This window comes from Paraburkholderia sp. SEWSISQ10-3 4 (assembly GCF_030464785.1).
Taxonomy (GTDB): domain Bacteria; phylum Pseudomonadota; class Gammaproteobacteria; order Burkholderiales; family Burkholderiaceae; genus Paraburkholderia; species Paraburkholderia aspalathi.
This window is the reverse complement of sequence record NZ_JALPRI010000005.1, coordinates 59,043-75,688: the sequence shown is the minus strand read 5'-3', so window position 1 is coordinate 75,688 and position 16,646 is coordinate 59,043. Positions and strand designations below refer to the sequence as shown.

Annotated in this window: 17 protein-coding genes; 6 read left to right on the top strand and 11 right to left on the bottom strand. The window is 63.7% G+C overall.

Annotated features, from left to right (window positions below):
- Nucleotides 1-11: 11 nt before the first annotated feature.
- The 5 genes from sugE to M0D68_RS13655 all read left to right on the top strand — a co-directional run bounded on the left by sugE (nucleotide 12) and on the right by M0D68_RS13655 (nucleotide 4,816).
- Nucleotides 12-332 (top strand): quaternary ammonium compound efflux SMR transporter SugE, encoded by a 321-nt coding sequence (gene sugE / locus M0D68_RS13675; RefSeq protein ID WP_054034983.1) that lies wholly within the window; start codon nucleotides 12-14, stop codon nucleotides 330-332.
- 259 nt (nucleotides 333-591) lie between these two features.
- A complete protein-coding gene (locus tag M0D68_RS13670) occupies nucleotides 592-1,203 on the top strand; it encodes a DUF4126 domain-containing protein (protein WP_093639570.1) in 612 nt (203 codons plus the stop codon).
- Nucleotides 1,204-1,259: 56 nt separating this feature from the next.
- Nucleotides 1,260-3,776, top strand: coding sequence for an ABC transporter permease (locus M0D68_RS13665; RefSeq protein ID WP_244864188.1), 2,517 nt, complete (start codon nucleotides 1,260-1,262; stop codon nucleotides 3,774-3,776).
- 28 nt (nucleotides 3,777-3,804) lie between these two features.
- On the top strand, nucleotides 3,805-4,218 hold the full coding sequence (locus M0D68_RS13660; RefSeq protein WP_171925024.1) for a group II truncated hemoglobin: 414 nt from the start codon (nucleotides 3,805-3,807) through the stop codon (nucleotides 4,216-4,218).
- Nucleotides 4,211-4,816, top strand: a complete 606-nt coding sequence (locus M0D68_RS13655) for a DUF924 family protein (RefSeq protein ID WP_266224539.1) — start codon at nucleotides 4,211-4,213, stop codon at nucleotides 4,814-4,816. Before M0D68_RS13660 ends, M0D68_RS13655 begins: the two co-directional genes overlap by 8 nt.
- Nucleotides 4,817-4,868: 52 nt before the next feature.
- Here the strand turns inward: M0D68_RS13655 and M0D68_RS13650 are convergent, their stop codons facing one another.
- The 11 genes from M0D68_RS13650 to M0D68_RS13600 all read right to left on the bottom strand — a co-directional run bounded on the left by M0D68_RS13650 (nucleotide 4,869) and on the right by M0D68_RS13600 (nucleotide 14,510).
- Nucleotides 4,869-6,821 carry a glycosyltransferase family 39 protein gene (locus M0D68_RS13650; protein WP_266224537.1) on the bottom strand — a complete coding sequence of 651 codons (1,953 nt, stop codon included), beginning with the start codon at nucleotides 6,819-6,821 and terminating at the stop codon, nucleotides 4,869-4,871.
- A gap of 252 nt (nucleotides 6,822-7,073) precedes the next feature.
- Nucleotides 7,074-7,820: an SDR family oxidoreductase gene (locus M0D68_RS13645; RefSeq protein WP_266224535.1), complete on the bottom strand. Its 747-nt coding sequence runs from the start codon at nucleotides 7,818-7,820 to the stop codon at nucleotides 7,074-7,076.
- Between the two features lie 84 nt (nucleotides 7,821-7,904).
- Nucleotides 7,905-8,489, bottom strand: a complete 585-nt coding sequence (locus M0D68_RS13640; protein WP_266224533.1) for a TIGR00730 family Rossman fold protein — start codon at nucleotides 8,487-8,489, stop codon at nucleotides 7,905-7,907.
- A gap of 2 nt (nucleotides 8,490-8,491) precedes the next feature.
- Nucleotides 8,492-9,217 carry a TetR/AcrR family transcriptional regulator gene (locus M0D68_RS13635; protein WP_054034977.1) on the bottom strand — a complete coding sequence of 242 codons (726 nt, stop codon included), beginning with the start codon at nucleotides 9,215-9,217 and terminating at the stop codon, nucleotides 8,492-8,494.
- Nucleotides 9,218-9,450: 233 nt separating this feature from the next.
- The gene (locus M0D68_RS13630) at nucleotides 9,451-10,086 is read right to left on the bottom strand and encodes a diacylglycerol kinase (RefSeq protein ID WP_093639750.1); all 636 of its coding nucleotides are present in this window, start codon (nucleotides 10,084-10,086) and stop codon (nucleotides 9,451-9,453) included.
- A gap of 20 nt (nucleotides 10,087-10,106) precedes the next feature.
- Nucleotides 10,107-11,138: a glycosyltransferase family 1 protein gene (locus M0D68_RS13625; protein ID WP_266224531.1), complete on the bottom strand. Its 1,032-nt coding sequence runs from the start codon at nucleotides 11,136-11,138 to the stop codon at nucleotides 10,107-10,109.
- Between the two features lie 30 nt (nucleotides 11,139-11,168).
- Nucleotides 11,169-12,110 (bottom strand): UDP-2,3-diacylglucosamine diphosphatase, encoded by a 942-nt coding sequence (locus tag M0D68_RS13620; protein ID WP_154562269.1) that lies wholly within the window; start codon nucleotides 12,108-12,110, stop codon nucleotides 11,169-11,171.
- A 101-nt stretch (nucleotides 12,111-12,211) separates the two neighbouring features.
- On the bottom strand, nucleotides 12,212-12,733 hold the full coding sequence (locus M0D68_RS13615; RefSeq protein ID WP_266224530.1) for an RDD family protein: 522 nt from the start codon (nucleotides 12,731-12,733) through the stop codon (nucleotides 12,212-12,214).
- Between the two features lie 13 nt (nucleotides 12,734-12,746).
- Complete coding sequence (locus M0D68_RS13610; protein WP_266224702.1) at nucleotides 12,747-13,505, bottom strand: DUF3106 domain-containing protein; 759 nt, start codon at nucleotides 13,503-13,505, stop codon at nucleotides 12,747-12,749.
- 16 nt (nucleotides 13,506-13,521) lie between these two features.
- On the bottom strand, nucleotides 13,522-13,950 hold the full coding sequence (locus tag M0D68_RS13605) for a DUF3619 family protein (protein WP_054034972.1): 429 nt from the start codon (nucleotides 13,948-13,950) through the stop codon (nucleotides 13,522-13,524).
- Nucleotides 13,947-14,510 (bottom strand): RNA polymerase sigma factor, encoded by a 564-nt coding sequence (locus tag M0D68_RS13600; protein WP_054034971.1) that lies wholly within the window; start codon nucleotides 14,508-14,510, stop codon nucleotides 13,947-13,949. The genes M0D68_RS13605 and M0D68_RS13600 overlap by 4 nt, the downstream gene beginning before the upstream one ends.
- A 363-nt stretch (nucleotides 14,511-14,873) precedes the next feature.
- Here M0D68_RS13600 and M0D68_RS13595 point away from each other — a divergent pair, with 363 nt between their 5' ends.
- The gene (locus tag M0D68_RS13595; protein ID WP_054034970.1) at nucleotides 14,874-16,637 is read left to right on the top strand and encodes an acetolactate synthase 3 catalytic subunit; all 1,764 of its coding nucleotides are present in this window, start codon (nucleotides 14,874-14,876) and stop codon (nucleotides 16,635-16,637) included.
- Nucleotides 16,638-16,646 lie beyond the last annotated feature (9 nt).

Below are 16,646 nucleotides of genomic sequence, written 5' to 3'. Positions count from 1 at the left end.
GGAGCTGTCTCATGTCCTGGATTCTTCTGTTGATTGCCGGTTTGCTTGAAGTCGCATGGGCGGCCGGTCTCAAAACCTCCGAAGGTTTCACCCGGCTCTGGCCGTCCGTGTTCACGATCGTGACCGCGCTCGGCAGCTTCGTTCTGCTCGCCATGGCGATGCGCCAACTGCCGCTCGGCACGGCCTACGCCGTGTGGACGGGGATCGGCGCGGTCGGCGCATTCATCTTCGGCATCGTCATGATGGGCGAGGCCCTGACGGTCGCGCGGGTCGCGAGCGCTGCGCTGATCGTGATCGGATTGATCGGTTTGAAGCTGTCATCGGGGCATTGAGCCCTGTTGGCGGGCCCGAATATCGTGTCCGCGTGCGCTCGAACCGTGCCCCCATACCCTGCCGTTAGAGTCCGCCATTTGTTAGTCACTCTGCGTTCTGCGAATTAACGTGGCTATAATGAGATCGAATCCAACCTGAATTTGCCCGCGGCCTATTTGGCGCGGCCGGCTTGGCGCGGGTCTGACGACTTCGGTGCGGCTGCTCCCTTTCCAATGCCCGTCGAAGCGCCCGGCACGCACAGCGCGCCTGGAGGCGGCCATGCTTGAATCACTTTCGCTCGCTGCGGGCCTCTCATGGGGCAGCGGTCTGCGCCTCTATCTGACAGTCCTGCTGGCCGGCGTGTTCGCACGTCTCGGCTTCATCCATCTCCCCGACACGCTGTCCGCGCTGTCTTCACCGTGGGTCATCGGTGTCGCCGGCGTGCTGACGGTCACCGAATTTCTCGCCGACAAAATTCCCGCGTTCGATTCCCTATGGGACGCGGTCCATACCTTTATCCGCATTCCCGCTGGCGCCGTGCTGGCGGCCGGCGCGCTCGGCCATGCCGATCCCGCGCTGCTGACGGTCGCTGCATTGGCAGGCGGCACGCTGGCGGGCACTGCGCATCTGGCCAAAGCGGGCACACGCGCGCTGATCAATCTGTCGCCGGAACCGGTGTCGAATGTCGTGACCTCGACCGCTGAAGACGGTCTCGTGTTCGGCGGCATGCTGCTCGCGCTGTTCGTGCCGCTTGTGTTCCTTGTGTTGATGGTGGGCTTCCTGATGCTGGCCGCCTGGGCGTTGCCGCGTCTGTGGCGCGGGGTGCAGGGCGGTTTTCGCGGGATGGCGACGCACATGGTGTCGCGCTTTGCCAGGAGCAGGCACGATTGAGCGATACGGGACGCGGGGTAACGGCGCACGCCAAGGCAGCGCGCCGGTTGGGCAGTATGGATCTGTTGCGCCAGGCTATCCGCATGACGGCACGCGACTGGCGCGCCGGCGAATTGACGATGCTGCTGCTGGCGCTGGTGCTGGCCGTCGCGGCGCTGTCGAGTGTCGGCTTTCTGGCTGACCGTTTGCATCAGGGGCTCGAGCGCGATGCGCGGCGCATGATCGCTGCTGATTTCATCGTTCGCGCCGATCATCCGGTCGATCCGCAGTTCGCGCAGCAAGCCGGCGCGCTCGGTCTGAATACCGCCAGCACGGCGATCTTTCCCAGCATGATCAATTCGACCGGCGCGCAGCCGGTCTCGCGGCTGGCCGCTATCAAGGCGGTGTCGCCGGGTTATCCGTTGCGCGGCGCGTTGCGGATTGCTTCGGCGCCGGGCGCAGCGGACCATCCCACCCAATCGATTCCTGCTCCTGGCACGGTATGGGTCGATCAGGCATTGCTCGACGCGCTGAAGCTGCACGTCGGCGATACCGTGAAGGTCGGGTCCCGCAGCTTCGCGATCGCTGCAGTGATTACGCGCGAACTCGACCGCGGCTTCTCGTTCGTCAATTTTTCTCCGCGCTTGATGCTGCGTGCCGACGATGTCCCGTCGACCGGCCTCATCACCTTCGGCAGCCGCGTGACTTATCGCTTGCTGGTGGCGGGTTCGGATGCGTCGGTGGCGCGCTTCGCGCAATTCGCGCATGACAAGGTGGACGGCGGCAAGATGCGCGGCGTTGCGCTCGAGTCGTTGCAGGACGGCCAGCCGCAAGTGCGTCAGACGCTCGACCGCGCGAGCCACTTTCTCACGCTGGTCTCGCTGCTCACCGCGTTGCTCGCAGCGGTGGCGATCGCCATGGCCGCGCATCGGTATATGCGCCGGCATCTGGATGGCTGCGCGGCGATGCGTTGTCTGGGTGTCAGTCAGGCCACGCTGCGCACGCTGTTCACGCTTGAATTCGTAGGGCTGGGTTTAATCGGTGGCGCGCTTGGCGTGGCGCTCGGTTACTTGGGCCACATGGCGTTGCTGACGTGGCTCGGCAGTCTGATCGACGTCGTGCTGCCGTATCCAACCGCATGGCCCGCGCTCGAAGGTATCGCGGCCGGTCTCGTGTTGTTGCTTGGGTTTGCTTTGCCGCCGCTGTTGCCGCTGACGCGCGTGCCGCCGGTGCGCGTGCTGCGCCGCGAATGGGGCGAAGCGGGGCGCACTGCCTGGGCCGCCTACGCGCTCGGCATCGTGCTGTTCGCCGCACTCCTGATCGTCGCCGCGGGCGAGTTGAAGCTTGGTGGCATTGTGGCGGGCGGCTTCGCCGGCGGACTGCTGGTATTCGCGTGCATCGCGCGGCTGGCGCTGTGGGGCGCGTCGCGTGTTGTGCGCAGCGAGCGCGTGAATGCGGGTATCGGCTGGCGCTACGCGCTGGCGTCGCTGGAACGGCGCAGCGGCGCGAGTGCGCTGCAGATCACCGCGCTCGGCATCGGCCTGATGTGCCTGTTGCTGATTGCGATGACGCGTAACGACCTGGTGGCCGGCTGGCGCAAATCGACGCCGCCCGATGCGCCGAATGAATTCATCATCGATATCCAGCCCGACCAGCGCGACGCCGTCACGCAGTATCTGGGCGCGCACGGCGTGCCCGGCACGGTGCTCGCGCCGATGGTGCGCGGCCGCTTGATTGCGATCAACGGCAAGCCGGTCAATCCGGATTCGTTCAAGGGCGACGATGCGAGGCGTCTCGTCGACCGCGAATTCAATCTGTCGTACACCACCGAGCTGCCCGACGATAACCGTCTCTCTGCCGGCACATGGTATGGCGACACGAAGACGCCGCAGATTTCGATCGAGCAGGGGCTCGCGAAGCTGATCAACGTGAAGCCCGGCGATACGCTGCGCTTCGACGTGACGGGTCTGCAGATCGATGCGCCGGTGACGAGTGTGCGCAAGCTCGACTGGGGTTCGTTCAAGGTCAACTTTTTCGTGCTGATGCCGCCGGCCGCCTTGCAGGATTTCCCGGCGACGTTCATCACGAGCTTCCATTTACCGCCCGACAAGCAATCGACCATCGACGGTTTGATCGCCGCCTATCCGAACCTCACGGCAATCGACACCGGTCCGATTCTGGCGCAGGTGCAGCGTGTCCTGCAGCAGGTGATCGGCGCGGTGCAGTTCCTGTTCGCGTTCACGCTGGCGGCCGGCGTGCTGGTGCTCTACGCGGCGCTTGCCGGCACCCGCGACGAGCGTATGCGAGAATCCGCGCTGCTGCGCGCGCTGGGGGCCTCGCATCGCCAGGTGCGCGCGGTGCAGGTCGCCGAGTTCGTGGCGGTTGGTGCGCTCGCCGGCTTGATGGCGGCGCTCGGTGCACAGGTGATCGGCTGGCAACTGGCGACGCGCGTGTTCGAGTTTTATCTGGCGTTCGATCCGTGGTTGTTGCCGGCGGGTATCGCAGCCGGCATCGCTTGCGCGGGCGTGGGTGGCTGGCTCAGCTTGCGGCACGTGCTGGCACGGCCCGCGTTGCAATCGCTGCGAGACGCGTGATTTTTCTTTTCTGTTTTTGTGATTGGGTATGAGCGATCTTAACGACGAAGTGTCCGCGGCACAGCCGACGGCCTTCGAACTGGTGGGCGGTGAAGCGCGCGTGCGCGAACTGGTCGACCGGTTTTATGACTTAATGGATCTCGAAGCGGAATTCGCCGGGATTCGCGCCTTGCATCCCGAGTCGCTCGATGGCTCGCGCGACAAGTTCTTCTGGTTTTTGTGCGGATGGATGGGCGGCCCCGATCATTACATCAGCCGCTTCGGCCATCCACGGCTGCGCGCCAGACATATGCCGTTTCCGATCGCGTCCAGCGAGCGGGATCAGTGGCTTCGCTGCATGGCATGGGCGATGGAAGACGTTGGGCTTTCGGAGTCGTTGAGGGAGCGCTTGCTGGCGTCGTTCTTCGAGACCGCGGACTGGATGCGCAATCGCAATGGTTGAGCGGGTAGCGGAGCCGGAAGCAGCAGAGGCGCGGGCGGTCCTGGAGTGCTGGTTCGGCGCTCCGAATACGCCCACCTTCGGTGAGGCGCGCAAGCTCTGGTTCTCCCGCGACGCAGCCTTTGACGCGATGCTGCTGGAACGCTTCGGGTCACTAATCGATGCGGCGCGCGCAGGGTCCCTCGACAGCTGGACGGAGACTCCGCTCGGCGCGTTAGCGCTGGTTATCGTGCTGGATCAGTTTTCGCGCAATTGCCACCGCAACACACCGCGCGCTTTCGCCGCCGATCATCACGCGCTGCGCATCGCGCAACAGATGATTGCAAGCGGCGCCGATCTCCTGTTGCCGACCGTGCATCACCGCGCATTCGCGTACCTGCCGTTCGAACACGACGAAACGCTTGCCAGCCAGCACGAATCGCTGCGCCTGTTCAAGCAGCTGAAGGCGGAGCCGGGTGGTGCGTCCTACTATTCCTCCGCGGTCAGGCACGCCAGAATCATCGAACGTTTCGGACGCTTTCCCCATCGCAATGCGGTTCTTGAGCGCCAGTCGACGGATGAAGAAAAGGCCTTCCTGAAAGAGCCCGGCTCGTCGTTCTAGGCGTGACGACAACGCGCAGGCGCAGTTCGGGCGCGCCATGCGCTGCCACGTGCTACTCGCCGCGCGTGGGTATTGCCGGCGTTCGCACGAATACTCGCAACAGCTCGTCGGTGTCGCCTGGGCGCGCGCCCGACCAGAACAGTCGCCAATCTCCACCTGGCGCGCGCGGATTGTCACGGCGGCCCTGCTGGATCAGCCACGTACACTCGGTCGCCGCGGGATTCGAGGTCGGTTGATGCTCGATGCCGGTGTAGTAGTACAGCATCGGCGCTTCCGATTCGCCGAGGTCCATACTGGCCATGCAATCCCCATCGTTCCACTCGATATTCATTCTGGCGCCGAGGTTTTCGAACACGGAGCGGTAGCTCTTCCCGTAGTCGAGCCACGGCAGCAGCAGTGTGCTCACCAAGCCCCACGCGAGAGTCGCACCTGCACACCAGCTCAACACACCGCGCCATTTGCCGGTGTATTTGAAGACCGGCAGGAGCCACAGCCAGCCGAGCGTCATCAGCAGCGCGGCTGCGATCAGCCCGGGCTTGACGGGCAGCACCCAGTCGAGCGGTAACCAACGGCCGAGCCGGTGCAGCGACGCATGCGTGTTGGCAGGATCGCTCATGATCGACCAGATGATCCACGCCAGCGCGGCCGTGCTGCCGAACAGCACGCGGCTTGCCATGTCCCAGCTTGCGTGCAGACGCCGCGGCAGCTTTTCGATGCCTTGCATCGCCACCAGGGCGAGCGGGGCGATGAACGGCAGGATGTACAGTTCGCGCACCGTTGCCGAGCTTTGCAGTACGGCGAAACCGGTGCCCGCGAAAATCACCGGCAGAGCGACCCGCGGATCGCGCCAGCGGCGCCATCCGCCGCCGGCGAGCGCGGCCAAGGCAAGCGGTACGACCGGAAAGCCGACGCTCAGCACGGTGCGCAGCACGAACCAACGGCTTTCGTTTTCAGAGCCGAGTTCCGCCACCGAAAAACCGAAGAAGCGGCCGACGTTGTTGTCCCACAGCCAGACCTTGAAGAGCGCTTCGGAGCGCAGATAGAAACAGATCGGCCAGATCAGCGCGAGGGGTGCGCAGACCAGCGCGGCGATACCGAGCGCGCCCGCAAAGCTGCGCTTGCGGCAGGCGGGATACAGCACCAGTACTGCGACGGTGGTTGCGCCGAACACGAGCGGCACGAACAGGCCCTTGGCCAGCAACGACACGCCCACGCCCGCACCGAACATCGCCGCGCCGCTCAGAATCGCGTGGCGCCGGCGGCGTGCATCGCCCCGTAGCAGGCGCGCTTCATCGCGCAGATGCACGAGGACGAGTTCGAATAGTCCGCAAAAGCCGATCGCGGCGCCGGCCATCAGCGCGACGTCGGTCATCATGTCGTGCACGTGTTTGATGACGACGAGCGTGCTGGCGAACAAGGCCAGCGTGCCGATCACGCGGATATCGAACCAGCTCGAGGCAGCCACCGCACGCCGGGCGACGCGTGCCGTGTAGTAGACGGTCAGTCCGGCGAAGAGCGCGCTCGCGAGGCGTGCGGCGTCATGCAAGGGCAGGTAGCGTCCGAACATCCACGCGAGGCCGGCGGCGACCCAGTCGTAGATCGGCGGCTTTTCGACGAACGGCTGGCCGGCGTTGGTCGGCACGACCAGATCGCCGGTGTCGAGCATGTGCTGAATGATCCCGAACGTGTAGGTCTCGTCCTGCTTCCAGGGCTCGTGGCCCAGGGTGCCAGGCAGAAGCCATGCGCACAGGATCGCCAGCGCGACCAGCCACTTCAACGGACGAGCCGCCGTGAGCGCGCGCAAGCGCCGGGCGCCGCGCGAAGCGGGAGACGGGGCGGCCGGATCCGTGGGGCCGGCAGGGGCGGGCCTCGCGGGCGCTGCGGCTTCGGTCGCGTGTGCCGGGCCGGGATGCGAGTCCGGAGCGCCGTCGGCAGGGCCTGCCGGCGCTGGCGTCGCAATCGCGACCTTCCCCGCGCGCCAGGGCGCGGATGGCTTTTCGAACATTGGAATCTCTGATCGCGGTACGCGGCGACGTGGGCCGCGAACTTATGCTTTGGCTATGCGTCGCATGCGGTTGCATACGAACGCTGCGATTGTAGTCCCAGTTTATTACGGCCGATTACAGAAAAGGTGTGGAATAGGGTGTTCAGCCGAACGAATTGAGCCGATTCCTCGTCAGATTGACGGGAATGGAATGTGGGGAAAGGGGATTGCGGCCGTGCGAAGCCGCCGGCCGCGGGAACAGAAGGGCGGTATTCAGCGTCCGCCGGCGACGTCGAGCAATGCGCCCGTCACGTACGAGGCAGCGTCGCTCAGCAGCCAGACGATCGATTCGGCGACTTCGTCGGCGCGGCCGGGGCGGCCTAGCGGCGTGGTTGCGCCGAGCTGGGCTGCGCGCTCGGGCTTGCCGCCGCTGGCGTGGATTTCGGTATCGATCAGGCCCGGGCGCACTGCGTTCACGCGCACGCCCTGCGGGCCGAGTTCCTTGGCGAGGCCGATCGTCATGGTGTCGACGGCGCCTTTCGAGCCGGCATAGTCGACGTATTCGTTCGGCGAACCCAAACGCGAGGCCGCCGACGAGATGTTCACGATCACGCCACCCGCGCCGCCGCGCGTGGTCGACATGCGGCGCGCGGCTTCGCGTGCGCACAGATACGCGCCCAGCACATTGACGTCGAACATGCGCTTCAGGCGCGCGAGGTCCATATCCGCGAGCTGGCTCGAAGGCGCGACGATCCCGGCATTGTTGACGAGCGCATCGAGCCGGCCGAACTTTTGCTGGAGCGCGTCGAACATCGCGATCACATCGGCTTCACTGGCGACGTCGCCGGCAATCGGGAGTGCTTGGCCGCCGGCGCGTTCCACTTCAGCAGCGGTGTCCTGCGCGGCCGCGAGATTCCGCGCGTAATTCACGCCGACCGACCAGCCACGTGCGCCCAGCAAACGCGCGGTTGCGCGGCCAATGCCGCGGCTCCCACCGGTGATCAGAACGGTTTTCGTCATTTCAACCTCATCGTTCGGGCAGGGGCCGTGGGAGCGTGCGGCGGGTGTTCGTTCAGACAGTCGGAGAAGCGTGGCAGGCGATGATCAAACAGCGTCGCGTTTGACAGCCCATTTGTCGCTGATGGGCGGCTTGTAGCGTTGCAGCTTGTCGATCAGCGCGACCGGATCGGACTCCCTTTGCAGGATGTCGAAATAGGTCTGCCGCATGAAGCCTTCGTCTACCGTGTGCTTGAGGAGGGCGATCAGCGGATCGTAGAAGCCGTCGATGTTCAGCACTGCCACCGGCTTCTGGTGATAGCCGAGCTGCGCCCACGTATAGACCTCGAAGAGCTCTTCGAGCGTACCCACGCCGCCCGGCATCGCGACGAACGCGTCGGACAGGTCGGCCATCATCTTCTTGCGATGATGCATGTCGGGCACCACATGCAACTCGGTCAGCCCGTTATGGCCGACTTCCTTGTTGACCAGCAACTCCGGAATCACGCCGATTGCGCGGCCGCCTTCGGCCATCACCGTATCGGCGATCACGCCCATCAGGCCGACCTTGCCGCCGCCATAGACCAGCGCGAGATCGGCCTGCACCAGCGCACGGCCGAAGGCGCGCGCGGCTTCGGCGTACAAGGGTCTGGCTCCGTCGGAGGAGCCGCAATACACACACACCGACTTCATACTCAAACGTCCTTCGGTTCGTTGCGGGGCGCGGCGCCTTCCTTGGGCGGCAGGTAGTCGTAGAACTCGCGCTTGGGCAGCTTGCCCGAGACGAGATCGTCGAAAATCTGCCGCGAGCGGCCGCGCAGATAAGGCGCCATCAGCGAGACGATCTGCACGCTCACCTGATGCAGTTCCGCGCGAATCGTTTCCTGCTCGTTGTACTTGCGCGGGTTCATCACGAACTGATACGACAGCCAGTACGTGCCGATTACGCCGACGTTGGTGGCGATCACGTGCAGTTCTTCGGGCGTGGCGACCATTTCGCCGTCGGCCACGAGTTGCTCGCAGAACTGGCTTGCAAAGCGCACCTTGTGGCTGATGATCTGCTTGAAGTGCGTCTCGAGCGTGCGGTTGCGCGCCAGCAGATCGTTCAGGTCGCGATACAGGAAGCGATAGCGCCACGTGAAATCGACCATGTACTGCAGGTACGACCACATCTCGTCGATCGTCGCGCGGTGGTCGTCGGGAAAGCGCAGACGCTTTTCGATCTCCTGCTCGAACTGACTGAAGATGCTGTTGATGATGTCGTCTTTGTTGCGGAAGTGGTAGTACAGATTGCCTGGACTGATTTCCATTTCCTCGGCGATCGTCGTTGTTGTGACGTTCGGCTCGCCGATTTCGTTGAACAGCTTCAACGATAGTTCGAGTATCCGTTCGCGGGTGCGGCGGGGAGGTTTGGCTTCCATGTCGTCCGGCCCTGGTTACGCCGGGCTGGGCGCGTGGCGGCTTGCCGCTCTAGCGTGATCCACCCGGACGTGGTTGGTATTTTTGATTGAGCGTCTCAACGGTTTCCCGAGAAGACTATCGGACGATTATAAACCGACCGTTCTTATACCAAACGGATACTCAGGGTTTTCATTCTTTGGGACACCGGGAAAGGGCATCAGGCGGTGCTTCGGGGTGAATTCCACAGCCACGCTCAGAGCCACGCTTTGACCCAATGAACGACAAGCGGCCCGACGATCAGTCCCCATGTCATTACACACATGCCGAGCGCGACCATGACCGCCGCGCTGCCGAGATCCTTGGCACGACGCGACAACTCGTGGCGCTCGAGCGAAATCCGGTCGATGGCCGCCTCGACGCTCGAATTGAGTAATTCGACGATCAGTACCAGCAGTACCGAGCCGAGCAACAACACGCGCGACACGGGATCGACCGGCACCAGCACGCCGCACGGAATCAGAATCGCGGCGAGCGTGAGCTCCTGGCGAAACGCGCTTTCCTCGCGGATTGCCACGCGAAATCCGGCCAGCGAATTTTTCATCGCGTGCCACGCGCGGGTCACGCCACGATTGCCCTTGTATGGATTGAAGGGGAGCGGTGCGAATGGATCGTCGGGGCTGAGCGGCTCGTTGTGCGGCTCGCTCTCGGGGTTCGCGAGACCCTCACGGCTTGCACCGTTCATGCCGTGAAAACCATTCGCGTGATCGACATGATTCGGCGTGCCGTGCTCGCTCACGTCGTCGAACGGCTCGATGCCGGCGGCCTCGGTGTCGACAGCGCGCAGCGCGCCTTTCGACGCGCGTGCGGCGGTGGAGTTTCGGGTTCGCATAAACGGCTCGGCGCGTCGCTTCACGCGGCGGCGCTTTCCTCGCTATACGACGTGCGCGGCAGCGGCTTCAAATGTGCCGCGAACTGCTCCGACGCGGCTGCCCACGAGAAGCGTTCGGCCCAGGCGCGCGCATGGCTGCGCTCGATCTTCAGCGCTTCGAGGCAAGCCTCGCGCAAGTCCTCATGCATGGCGCCCGCGCCGCCGTCGCCGAGCACGTCGATCGGACCGGTCACCGGATACGCCGCGACCGGCGTGCCGCAGGCCAGCGCTTCGAGCAGCACGAGCCCGAAGGTATCGGTGCGGCTCGGGAACACGAATACGTCGGCGGCCGCGTAGACCTTGGCCAGTTCGGCTTGCGTCAGCACGCCCAGGTAATTCGCTTGCGGATAGCGCGATTTCAGTTCGGCGAGCGCCGGGCCTTCGCCGGCCACCCACTTCGAGCCGGGCAGATCGAGCTTGAGAAACGCCTCGACGTTCTTCTCGACTGCTACACGTCCCACGTACAGAAAGATCGGCCGCGCGGTGTTGAGCACCTTCGAGTCCATCTGGTGAAAGATGTCGAGGTCGACGCCGCGAGTCCACAAGACCACATTGGTGAAACCGAATTTTTCGAGGTCGGCCTTGACCACGGGCGTGGGCGCCATCACGGCCAGTGACGGCTTGTGGAACCAGTGCAGAAACCTGTAGGTGGCCGCGATCGGAATGCCGAAGCGCGCCTGCACGTATTCGGGAAAGCGCGTGTGATAAGCGGTTGTGAACGGCAGCTTGTGCTTGATCGCGTAGGAGCGTGCGGCCATGCCGAGCGGGCCTTCGGTGGCGATGTGCAGCGCGTCGGGCGCGAATTCGTCAATGCGCTGATGGAGCTTGCGACGCGGCAGCAGCGACAGGCGAATCTCCGGATAGGTCGGGCACGGAATCGTCTTGAATTCGAGCGGCGTCAGCAGATCGACCTGGTGGCCGAGCGCGGTGAGTTCGCGCGTGGTGTTCTTCAGCGTGCGCACGACGCCATTGACCTGCGGTTCCCATGCATCGGTGACGATCATGATCTTCATCGGTTTAGGCCCAATAGAAGTGGAGAGGGACTACGCGGTCGCCCGGGCCTTTTGCACGCCGACTTCCGGTGCGCGCATCACGGTCCAGTAGATCACCTTGAGTTCGCCTTCATACGTCTCGACGAGTGCGGACAGGCTTTCGACCCAATCGCCGTCGTTGCAATACAGCACACCGTCGATGTCGCGGATTTCGGCTTTGTGAATGTGCCCGCAGACCACGCCGTCGCAACCGCGGCGGCGCGCTTCGTCGGTCATCACGCGCTCGAACGACGAAATGAAATTCACCGCGTTCTTCACCTGATGCTTCAGGTATTGCGACAGCGACCAGTACGGAAAGCCGAGCCGGCTGCGGATCCGGTTGAACCAGCGGTTCAGGATCAGGATCATCGTGTAGAGCGTGTCGCCGAGATAGGCGAGCCACTTCGCGTGCTGGATCACGCCGTCGAACAGATCGCCGTGCACGATCCACAGGCGCTTGCCGGCGAGCGTCGTGTGGAACGCTTCGCCGCGCACGTGGATGTCGCCGAACGCGAGGTCGCAGAACTGGCGCGCGGCTTCGTCGTGATTGCCCGGCACGTAGATGACCTGGGTGCCTTTGCGTGCTTTGCGCAGCACCTTCTGCACGACGTCGTTGTGCGCCTGTGGCCAGTACCAGCCTTTTTTCAACTGCCAGCCGTCGATGATGTCGCCCACGAGGTACAGGTATTCCGACTCGTTGTGACGCAAGAAGTCGAGCAGATACGGCGCCTGGCAACCGCTCGAGCCGAGGTGGATATCGGACAGCCAGATGGTGCGATAGCGGTGTGGTTCGGCGTGGTCGTCGTCGTGATGGCCGGCTTGCGCGTCGAGCGGCAGCGACGGTACAGGCAACGGCAAGCCGTGGCTAGGGTTGGGTTCCGGGCGGAACGCGACAGGGTCGACGCTCGGGCCGGTCTGGCGGAACAGGGAAGTCGCGGACGTTTTGGGGTCCATGGCTCACGCGTCGAGTTGCGGTGCCCGTATTGCGCCAGTCGCGCGTGACCGTGCCGTGACAGTCACGAGAAGTTCTTATTACTGTGGCGGGAGAGGGAGGGTCAGCGCTCGACGCTGATCACGCGTGTACCGGCGAGGCGGTCGTGCAGGAATTGACGTTGCGAATCGAAACGGCCGGTGGCGGCCCACAGCACGAACCAGATCGCGGCGATCACCAGCGTCTGTGGTACAGAGAGGCCCAGCAACGGATGCAGCGCGAGCGGCGGCAAAAACCACAGCCACGCCAGCACGTAACGAACGATCGCCCGGCCTGTGGACAGCGGCGCGCCGTTAGCGGCGACGACGCGCAGGCGCCAGGTTTTCATCGGCAGCGTCTGGCCGCTGTGGGTCCAGAACCAGACGAAATACAGACCGACCACGAAGCCGATCCACGCGGCGAGCAGGTTGTGATGGGTGAGACCGTTGCGCTGCTGCGTCAACGTGCTGAACAGATAGCCGGCGATGAACACGACGCCGAATAGGATCACCGCTTCGTAGAGCAGTGCGGCAAGGCGCCGGCGAACGGTGGGCGCGGTGCCGGATGATTCGGCGGGCAGTGTCGAGGTGGCGAGCGGCTGGGACACGGTGGGGCGCGGATCAGGAGCCGTTGAAGATCGACGGCGCCTCGGCCGGCGAAACCGGCACCGGCGTGGCGGGCACGAAGCTGCCCGCAGCGGGAATCGCCGGCGTGACGGTCGGGCTCGGCAATGCAGCTGCCGCCGCGGCACTCGCCGCTGCGGCACCGCTCGCGCCGTGCTCGCGGGCATTGACCAGACGGTCGAGGCCCTTGATCTCGGTCTTGCCGGACGGCGGTGCGCTCACGACGCTCGGGCGCCGCTTACGCTCGCTCGCGGCGAGCCGCTCCTTCTGCTCTTCCGGCAATTGCTGATAAGTCTTCCACGCGTTCTGGCGGGTTTCGCGCGGCAACTCCTTCGACACCTGGTAGTTTTCGCGGGCAACGCGCCGCTGATCGGGTGTCATGCGCACCCATTCAGTCATTCGGTCATGCAGGCGTTTTTGCGCATCAGGCGATAACTTCGGATAACGCGCGGCGATCTTGATCCATTTTCGCTTGCGTTCGTCGCTGAAGGAATCCCATACGCCCGCGAACGGCGCGAGCGCAAGGTGCTCGGCCGAGCTCAGGCGCGACCATGCCAACGGGCTATTGTTGCCGGACAGGCCCGGCAGTTCGACGGCGAGCGTTGGCGCGGGCGCCTTGGCGGTTGCGTTGCCGCCCGCGGCAGGCGCACTGGCGGTCGACGGGCTCGGATAAAAGCGCGGATACGTCGCGGCAAACGACACGAGGGCCGCGATCGCGCATCCGAAAACAACGGCCAAGCCGCGCTTGTAACTCACCCGAAGAATCTCCCGCTCAGTGGGCGCGTGATAGGTACGCGTTGAAACCGTGATCGAGATAGGCATTGAGCGGCAAGTCGTCGCTTAGCATGGCTGCATCGATATCGGCGAGTTCGGCGGTGCGTTGCTGGTCTTCCCAGTAGGCGATGCCCACGAGGCTGACGACCAGCGCGACGAGCGGCCACGCGAGCGCAAAGCGGCGCAGCGGCGAGCGGCGGCGCTGCGGCATCTCGACCTGCGGCATCCCGGAGGGCATGCCGGCACCGGCGAAGGCGGGTACGAACACCGGCGCGCTCACGGTCTCGGGCTTCTTGCGAGCGAGCGCGGCACGGCGCGCCACAGCGAGCCGGTCGACGGTGGCGGGCGGAATACTGGCGGCGGTTTCGTCGAGCGCGCGGCGCACCTGGCGGGCGAACTCGAGTTCTTTGGTTTCTAGGGAGCTCATAGCGTGATTCCTTTAGCCTTGAGCGCTTGCGCCAGCGTGTGGGTGGCCCGCGAGCAGTGTGTTTTCACACTGCCTTCGGAGCAGCCCATCGCGGCGGCAGTCTCGGCGACATCCATATCTTCCCAATAACGCATGAGAAACGCCTCCCGTTGACGTGCCGGTAACTTTTGGATCTCGTCGTCGATTAACTGTAAGACTTGTTCGCGTTCGAGTTTCTGTTCGTTGCTTTCTGAGCCCGCTGAACCTTGCTGCGCCTCGAATGTTTCGAGTGGGTCGAATTCGTCGTCGTCGGCGTTGCCGAGCGAGGAGAACAGACTAACCCAAGTATTGCGCACTTTGGCACGACGGAAATAGTCGTGCATCGCATTCTGGAGAATACGCTGAAACAGGAGCGGAAGTTCGGCGGCCGGACGGTCGCCGTATTTTTCGGCGAGCTTGATCATCGCGTCCTGCACGATATCGAGCGAGGCGTCGTCGTCCCGCACGGCGTAGACCGTCTGCTTGAATGCGCGCCTTTCGACGCCCGCCAGAAAATCGGCGAGTTCCTTGTCTGATGCCATCCGTTTGGGGGTCGGCGCAGCGTGCGTGCGCGTAATCGGTCGAAAAATGTCGTAAAACTCGCGGATGCTAACAAACTTTCGCTCCGCTGGGGCAAAACCTGTCCTACCTTGCATCTCTATAACACGGTCTCGGTCGTTTTTGACCCATTGTGGGATTCAGCGGCAGGCCGCTAGGGCAATATTTGCTTGACCGCGCGAACATCTGCAGATATCTTCGCTGGTTCGCAACATAAGTGACTTGTCTCAATTGAGGTGTGGCCCAAGAAGCTCACCTGTCAACTGGACGCGCCGCTTGAACCCGAGCCACAAGCCCGGCAGAGAGCACCCGATCAATTTTTTGCCGAAAATTCGAAAGGTGAATAAATGAATATGCCCAGCGCGGAATTCTCCACGTCGGATACGACCCCCCATCCTGAAGCTGACTCTATCGGCGCCACCGTGCTCATGCGCGCTTTGGCCGACGAAGACGTCGAGTTTGTATGGGGCTATCCAGGCGGCTCGGTACTCTACATTTACGACGAGCTGTACAAGCAGGACAAATTCCAGCACATCCTCGTGCGCCACGAACAAGCCGCAGTCCACGCCGCCGACGCCTATGCGCGTTCCACCGGCAAAGTGGGTGTGTGCCTCGTGACCTCCGGCCCCGGCGTTACCAATGCGGTGACCGGCATCGCCACGGCCTACATGGATTCGATCCCGATGGTGATCATCAGCGGCCAGGTGCCGACTGCTGCGATCGGTCAGGATGCGTTCCAGGAGTGCGATACGGTGGGCATCACGCGTCCCTGCGTGAAGCACAACTTCCTCGTGAAGGACGTGCGCGACCTCGCCGCTACCGTCAAGAAAGCTTTCTACATCGCCCGTACCGGCCGTCCCGGCCCGGTGCTGATCGACATTCCGAAAGACGTGTCGAAGATGCCGTGCCAGTACGAACCGCTCAAGACCGTTTCGCTGCGCTCGTACAACCCGGTCACGAAAGGTCACTCCGGCCAGATCCGCAAGGCCGTGGCCTTGTTGCTGTCGGCCAAGCGTCCGTATATCTACACCGGCGGCGGCATCATCCTCGCGGATGCGTCGCGTGAGCTGAACCAGTTTGCCGATCTGCTCGGCTATCCGATCACCAACACGTTGATGGGTCTGGGCGGCTACCGCGCGAGCGACAAGAAATTCCTCGGCATGCTCGGCATGCACGGCACGTACGAAGCCAACATGGCGATGCAGCACTGCGACGTGCTGATCGCGATCGGCGCGCGCTTCGACGACCGTGTGATCGGCGACCCGGCGCACTTCGCATCGCGCCCGCGCAAGATCATCCATATCGACATCGATCCTTCTTCCATCTCCAAGCGCGTCAAGGTCGACATTCCGATCGTCGGCGACGTGAAGGAAGTGTTGAAGGAGCTGATCGAGCAGTTGCAAACCGCCGAACATGGCCCGGACACCGCGGCGCTCGCCGACTGGTGGAAGGACATCGAAGCCTGGCGCGCCAAAGACTGCCTGAAGTTCGATCGCAAGAGCGACATCATCAAGCCGCAGTACGTGGTGGAAAAGGCGTGGGAACTGACCGACGGCAATGCCTTCGTGTGTTCCGACGTCGGCCAGCACCAGATGTGGGCGGCGCAGTTCTATCGCTTCAACAAGCCGCGCCGCTGGATCAATTCCGGTGGCCTCGGCACGATGGGCTTCGGCCTGCCGGCGGCGATGGGCGTGAAGATGGCGCACCCGGACGACGACGTGCTCTGTATCACGGGCGAAGGCTCGATCCAGATGTGTATCCAGGAACTCTCGACCTGCAAGCAGTACGAGACGCCCATCAAGATCATTTCGCTGAACAACCGCTATCTGGGCATGGTGCGCCAGTGGCAGCAGATCGAATACAGCAAGCGCTATTCGCATTCGTACATGGATGCGCTGCCGGATTTCGTGAAGCTCGCCGAAGCGTACGGCCATGTCGGCATGCGTATCGAACGCACTGCCGATGTCGAGCCGGCGCTGAAGGAAGCGCTGCGCCTGAAAGATCGCACGGTGTTTCTCGATTTCCAGACCGATCCGACCGAAAACGTCTGGCCGATGGTCCAGGCCGGCAAGGGCATCACTGAGATGCTCATGGGTTCGGAAGATCTATAACGACGGTTT

Excerpts from the sequence above, each read along its gene's own strand:
- sugE (WP_054034983.1), top strand. The coding sequence starts at position 12 with ATGTCCTGGATTCTTCTGTTGATTGCCGGTTTGCTTGAAGTCGCATGG.
- M0D68_RS13670 (WP_093639570.1), top strand. The coding sequence starts at position 592 with ATGCTTGAATCACTTTCGCTCGCTGCGGGCCTCTCATGGGGCAGCGGT.
- M0D68_RS13665 (WP_244864188.1), top strand. The coding sequence starts at position 1,260 with ATGGATCTGTTGCGCCAGGCTATCCGCATGACGGCACGCGACTGGCGC.
- M0D68_RS13660 (WP_171925024.1), top strand. The coding sequence starts at position 3,805 with ATGAGCGATCTTAACGACGAAGTGTCCGCGGCACAGCCGACGGCCTTC.
- M0D68_RS13655 (WP_266224539.1), top strand. The coding sequence starts at position 4,211 with ATGGTTGAGCGGGTAGCGGAGCCGGAAGCAGCAGAGGCGCGGGCGGTC.
- M0D68_RS13650 (WP_266224537.1), bottom strand. The coding sequence starts at position 6,821 with ATGTTCGAAAAGCCATCCGCGCCCTGGCGCGCGGGGAAGGTCGCGATT.
- M0D68_RS13645 (WP_266224535.1), bottom strand. The coding sequence starts at position 7,820 with ATGACGAAAACCGTTCTGATCACCGGTGGGAGCCGCGGCATTGGCCGC.
- M0D68_RS13640 (WP_266224533.1), bottom strand. The coding sequence starts at position 8,489 with ATGAAGTCGGTGTGTGTGTATTGCGGCTCCTCCGACGGAGCCAGACCC.
- M0D68_RS13635 (WP_054034977.1), bottom strand. The coding sequence starts at position 9,217 with ATGGAAGCCAAACCTCCCCGCCGCACCCGCGAACGGATACTCGAACTA.
- M0D68_RS13630 (WP_093639750.1), bottom strand. The coding sequence starts at position 10,086 with ATGCGAACCCGAAACTCCACCGCCGCACGCGCGTCGAAAGGCGCGCTG.
- M0D68_RS13625 (WP_266224531.1), bottom strand. The coding sequence starts at position 11,138 with ATGAAGATCATGATCGTCACCGATGCATGGGAACCGCAGGTCAATGGC.
- M0D68_RS13620 (WP_154562269.1), bottom strand. The coding sequence starts at position 12,110 with ATGGACCCCAAAACGTCCGCGACTTCCCTGTTCCGCCAGACCGGCCCG.
- M0D68_RS13605 (WP_054034972.1), bottom strand. The coding sequence starts at position 13,950 with ATGAGCTCCCTAGAAACCAAAGAACTCGAGTTCGCCCGCCAGGTGCGC.
- M0D68_RS13600 (WP_054034971.1), bottom strand. The coding sequence starts at position 14,510 with ATGGCATCAGACAAGGAACTCGCCGATTTTCTGGCGGGCGTCGAAAGG.
- M0D68_RS13595 (WP_054034970.1), top strand. The coding sequence starts at position 14,874 with ATGAATATGCCCAGCGCGGAATTCTCCACGTCGGATACGACCCCCCAT.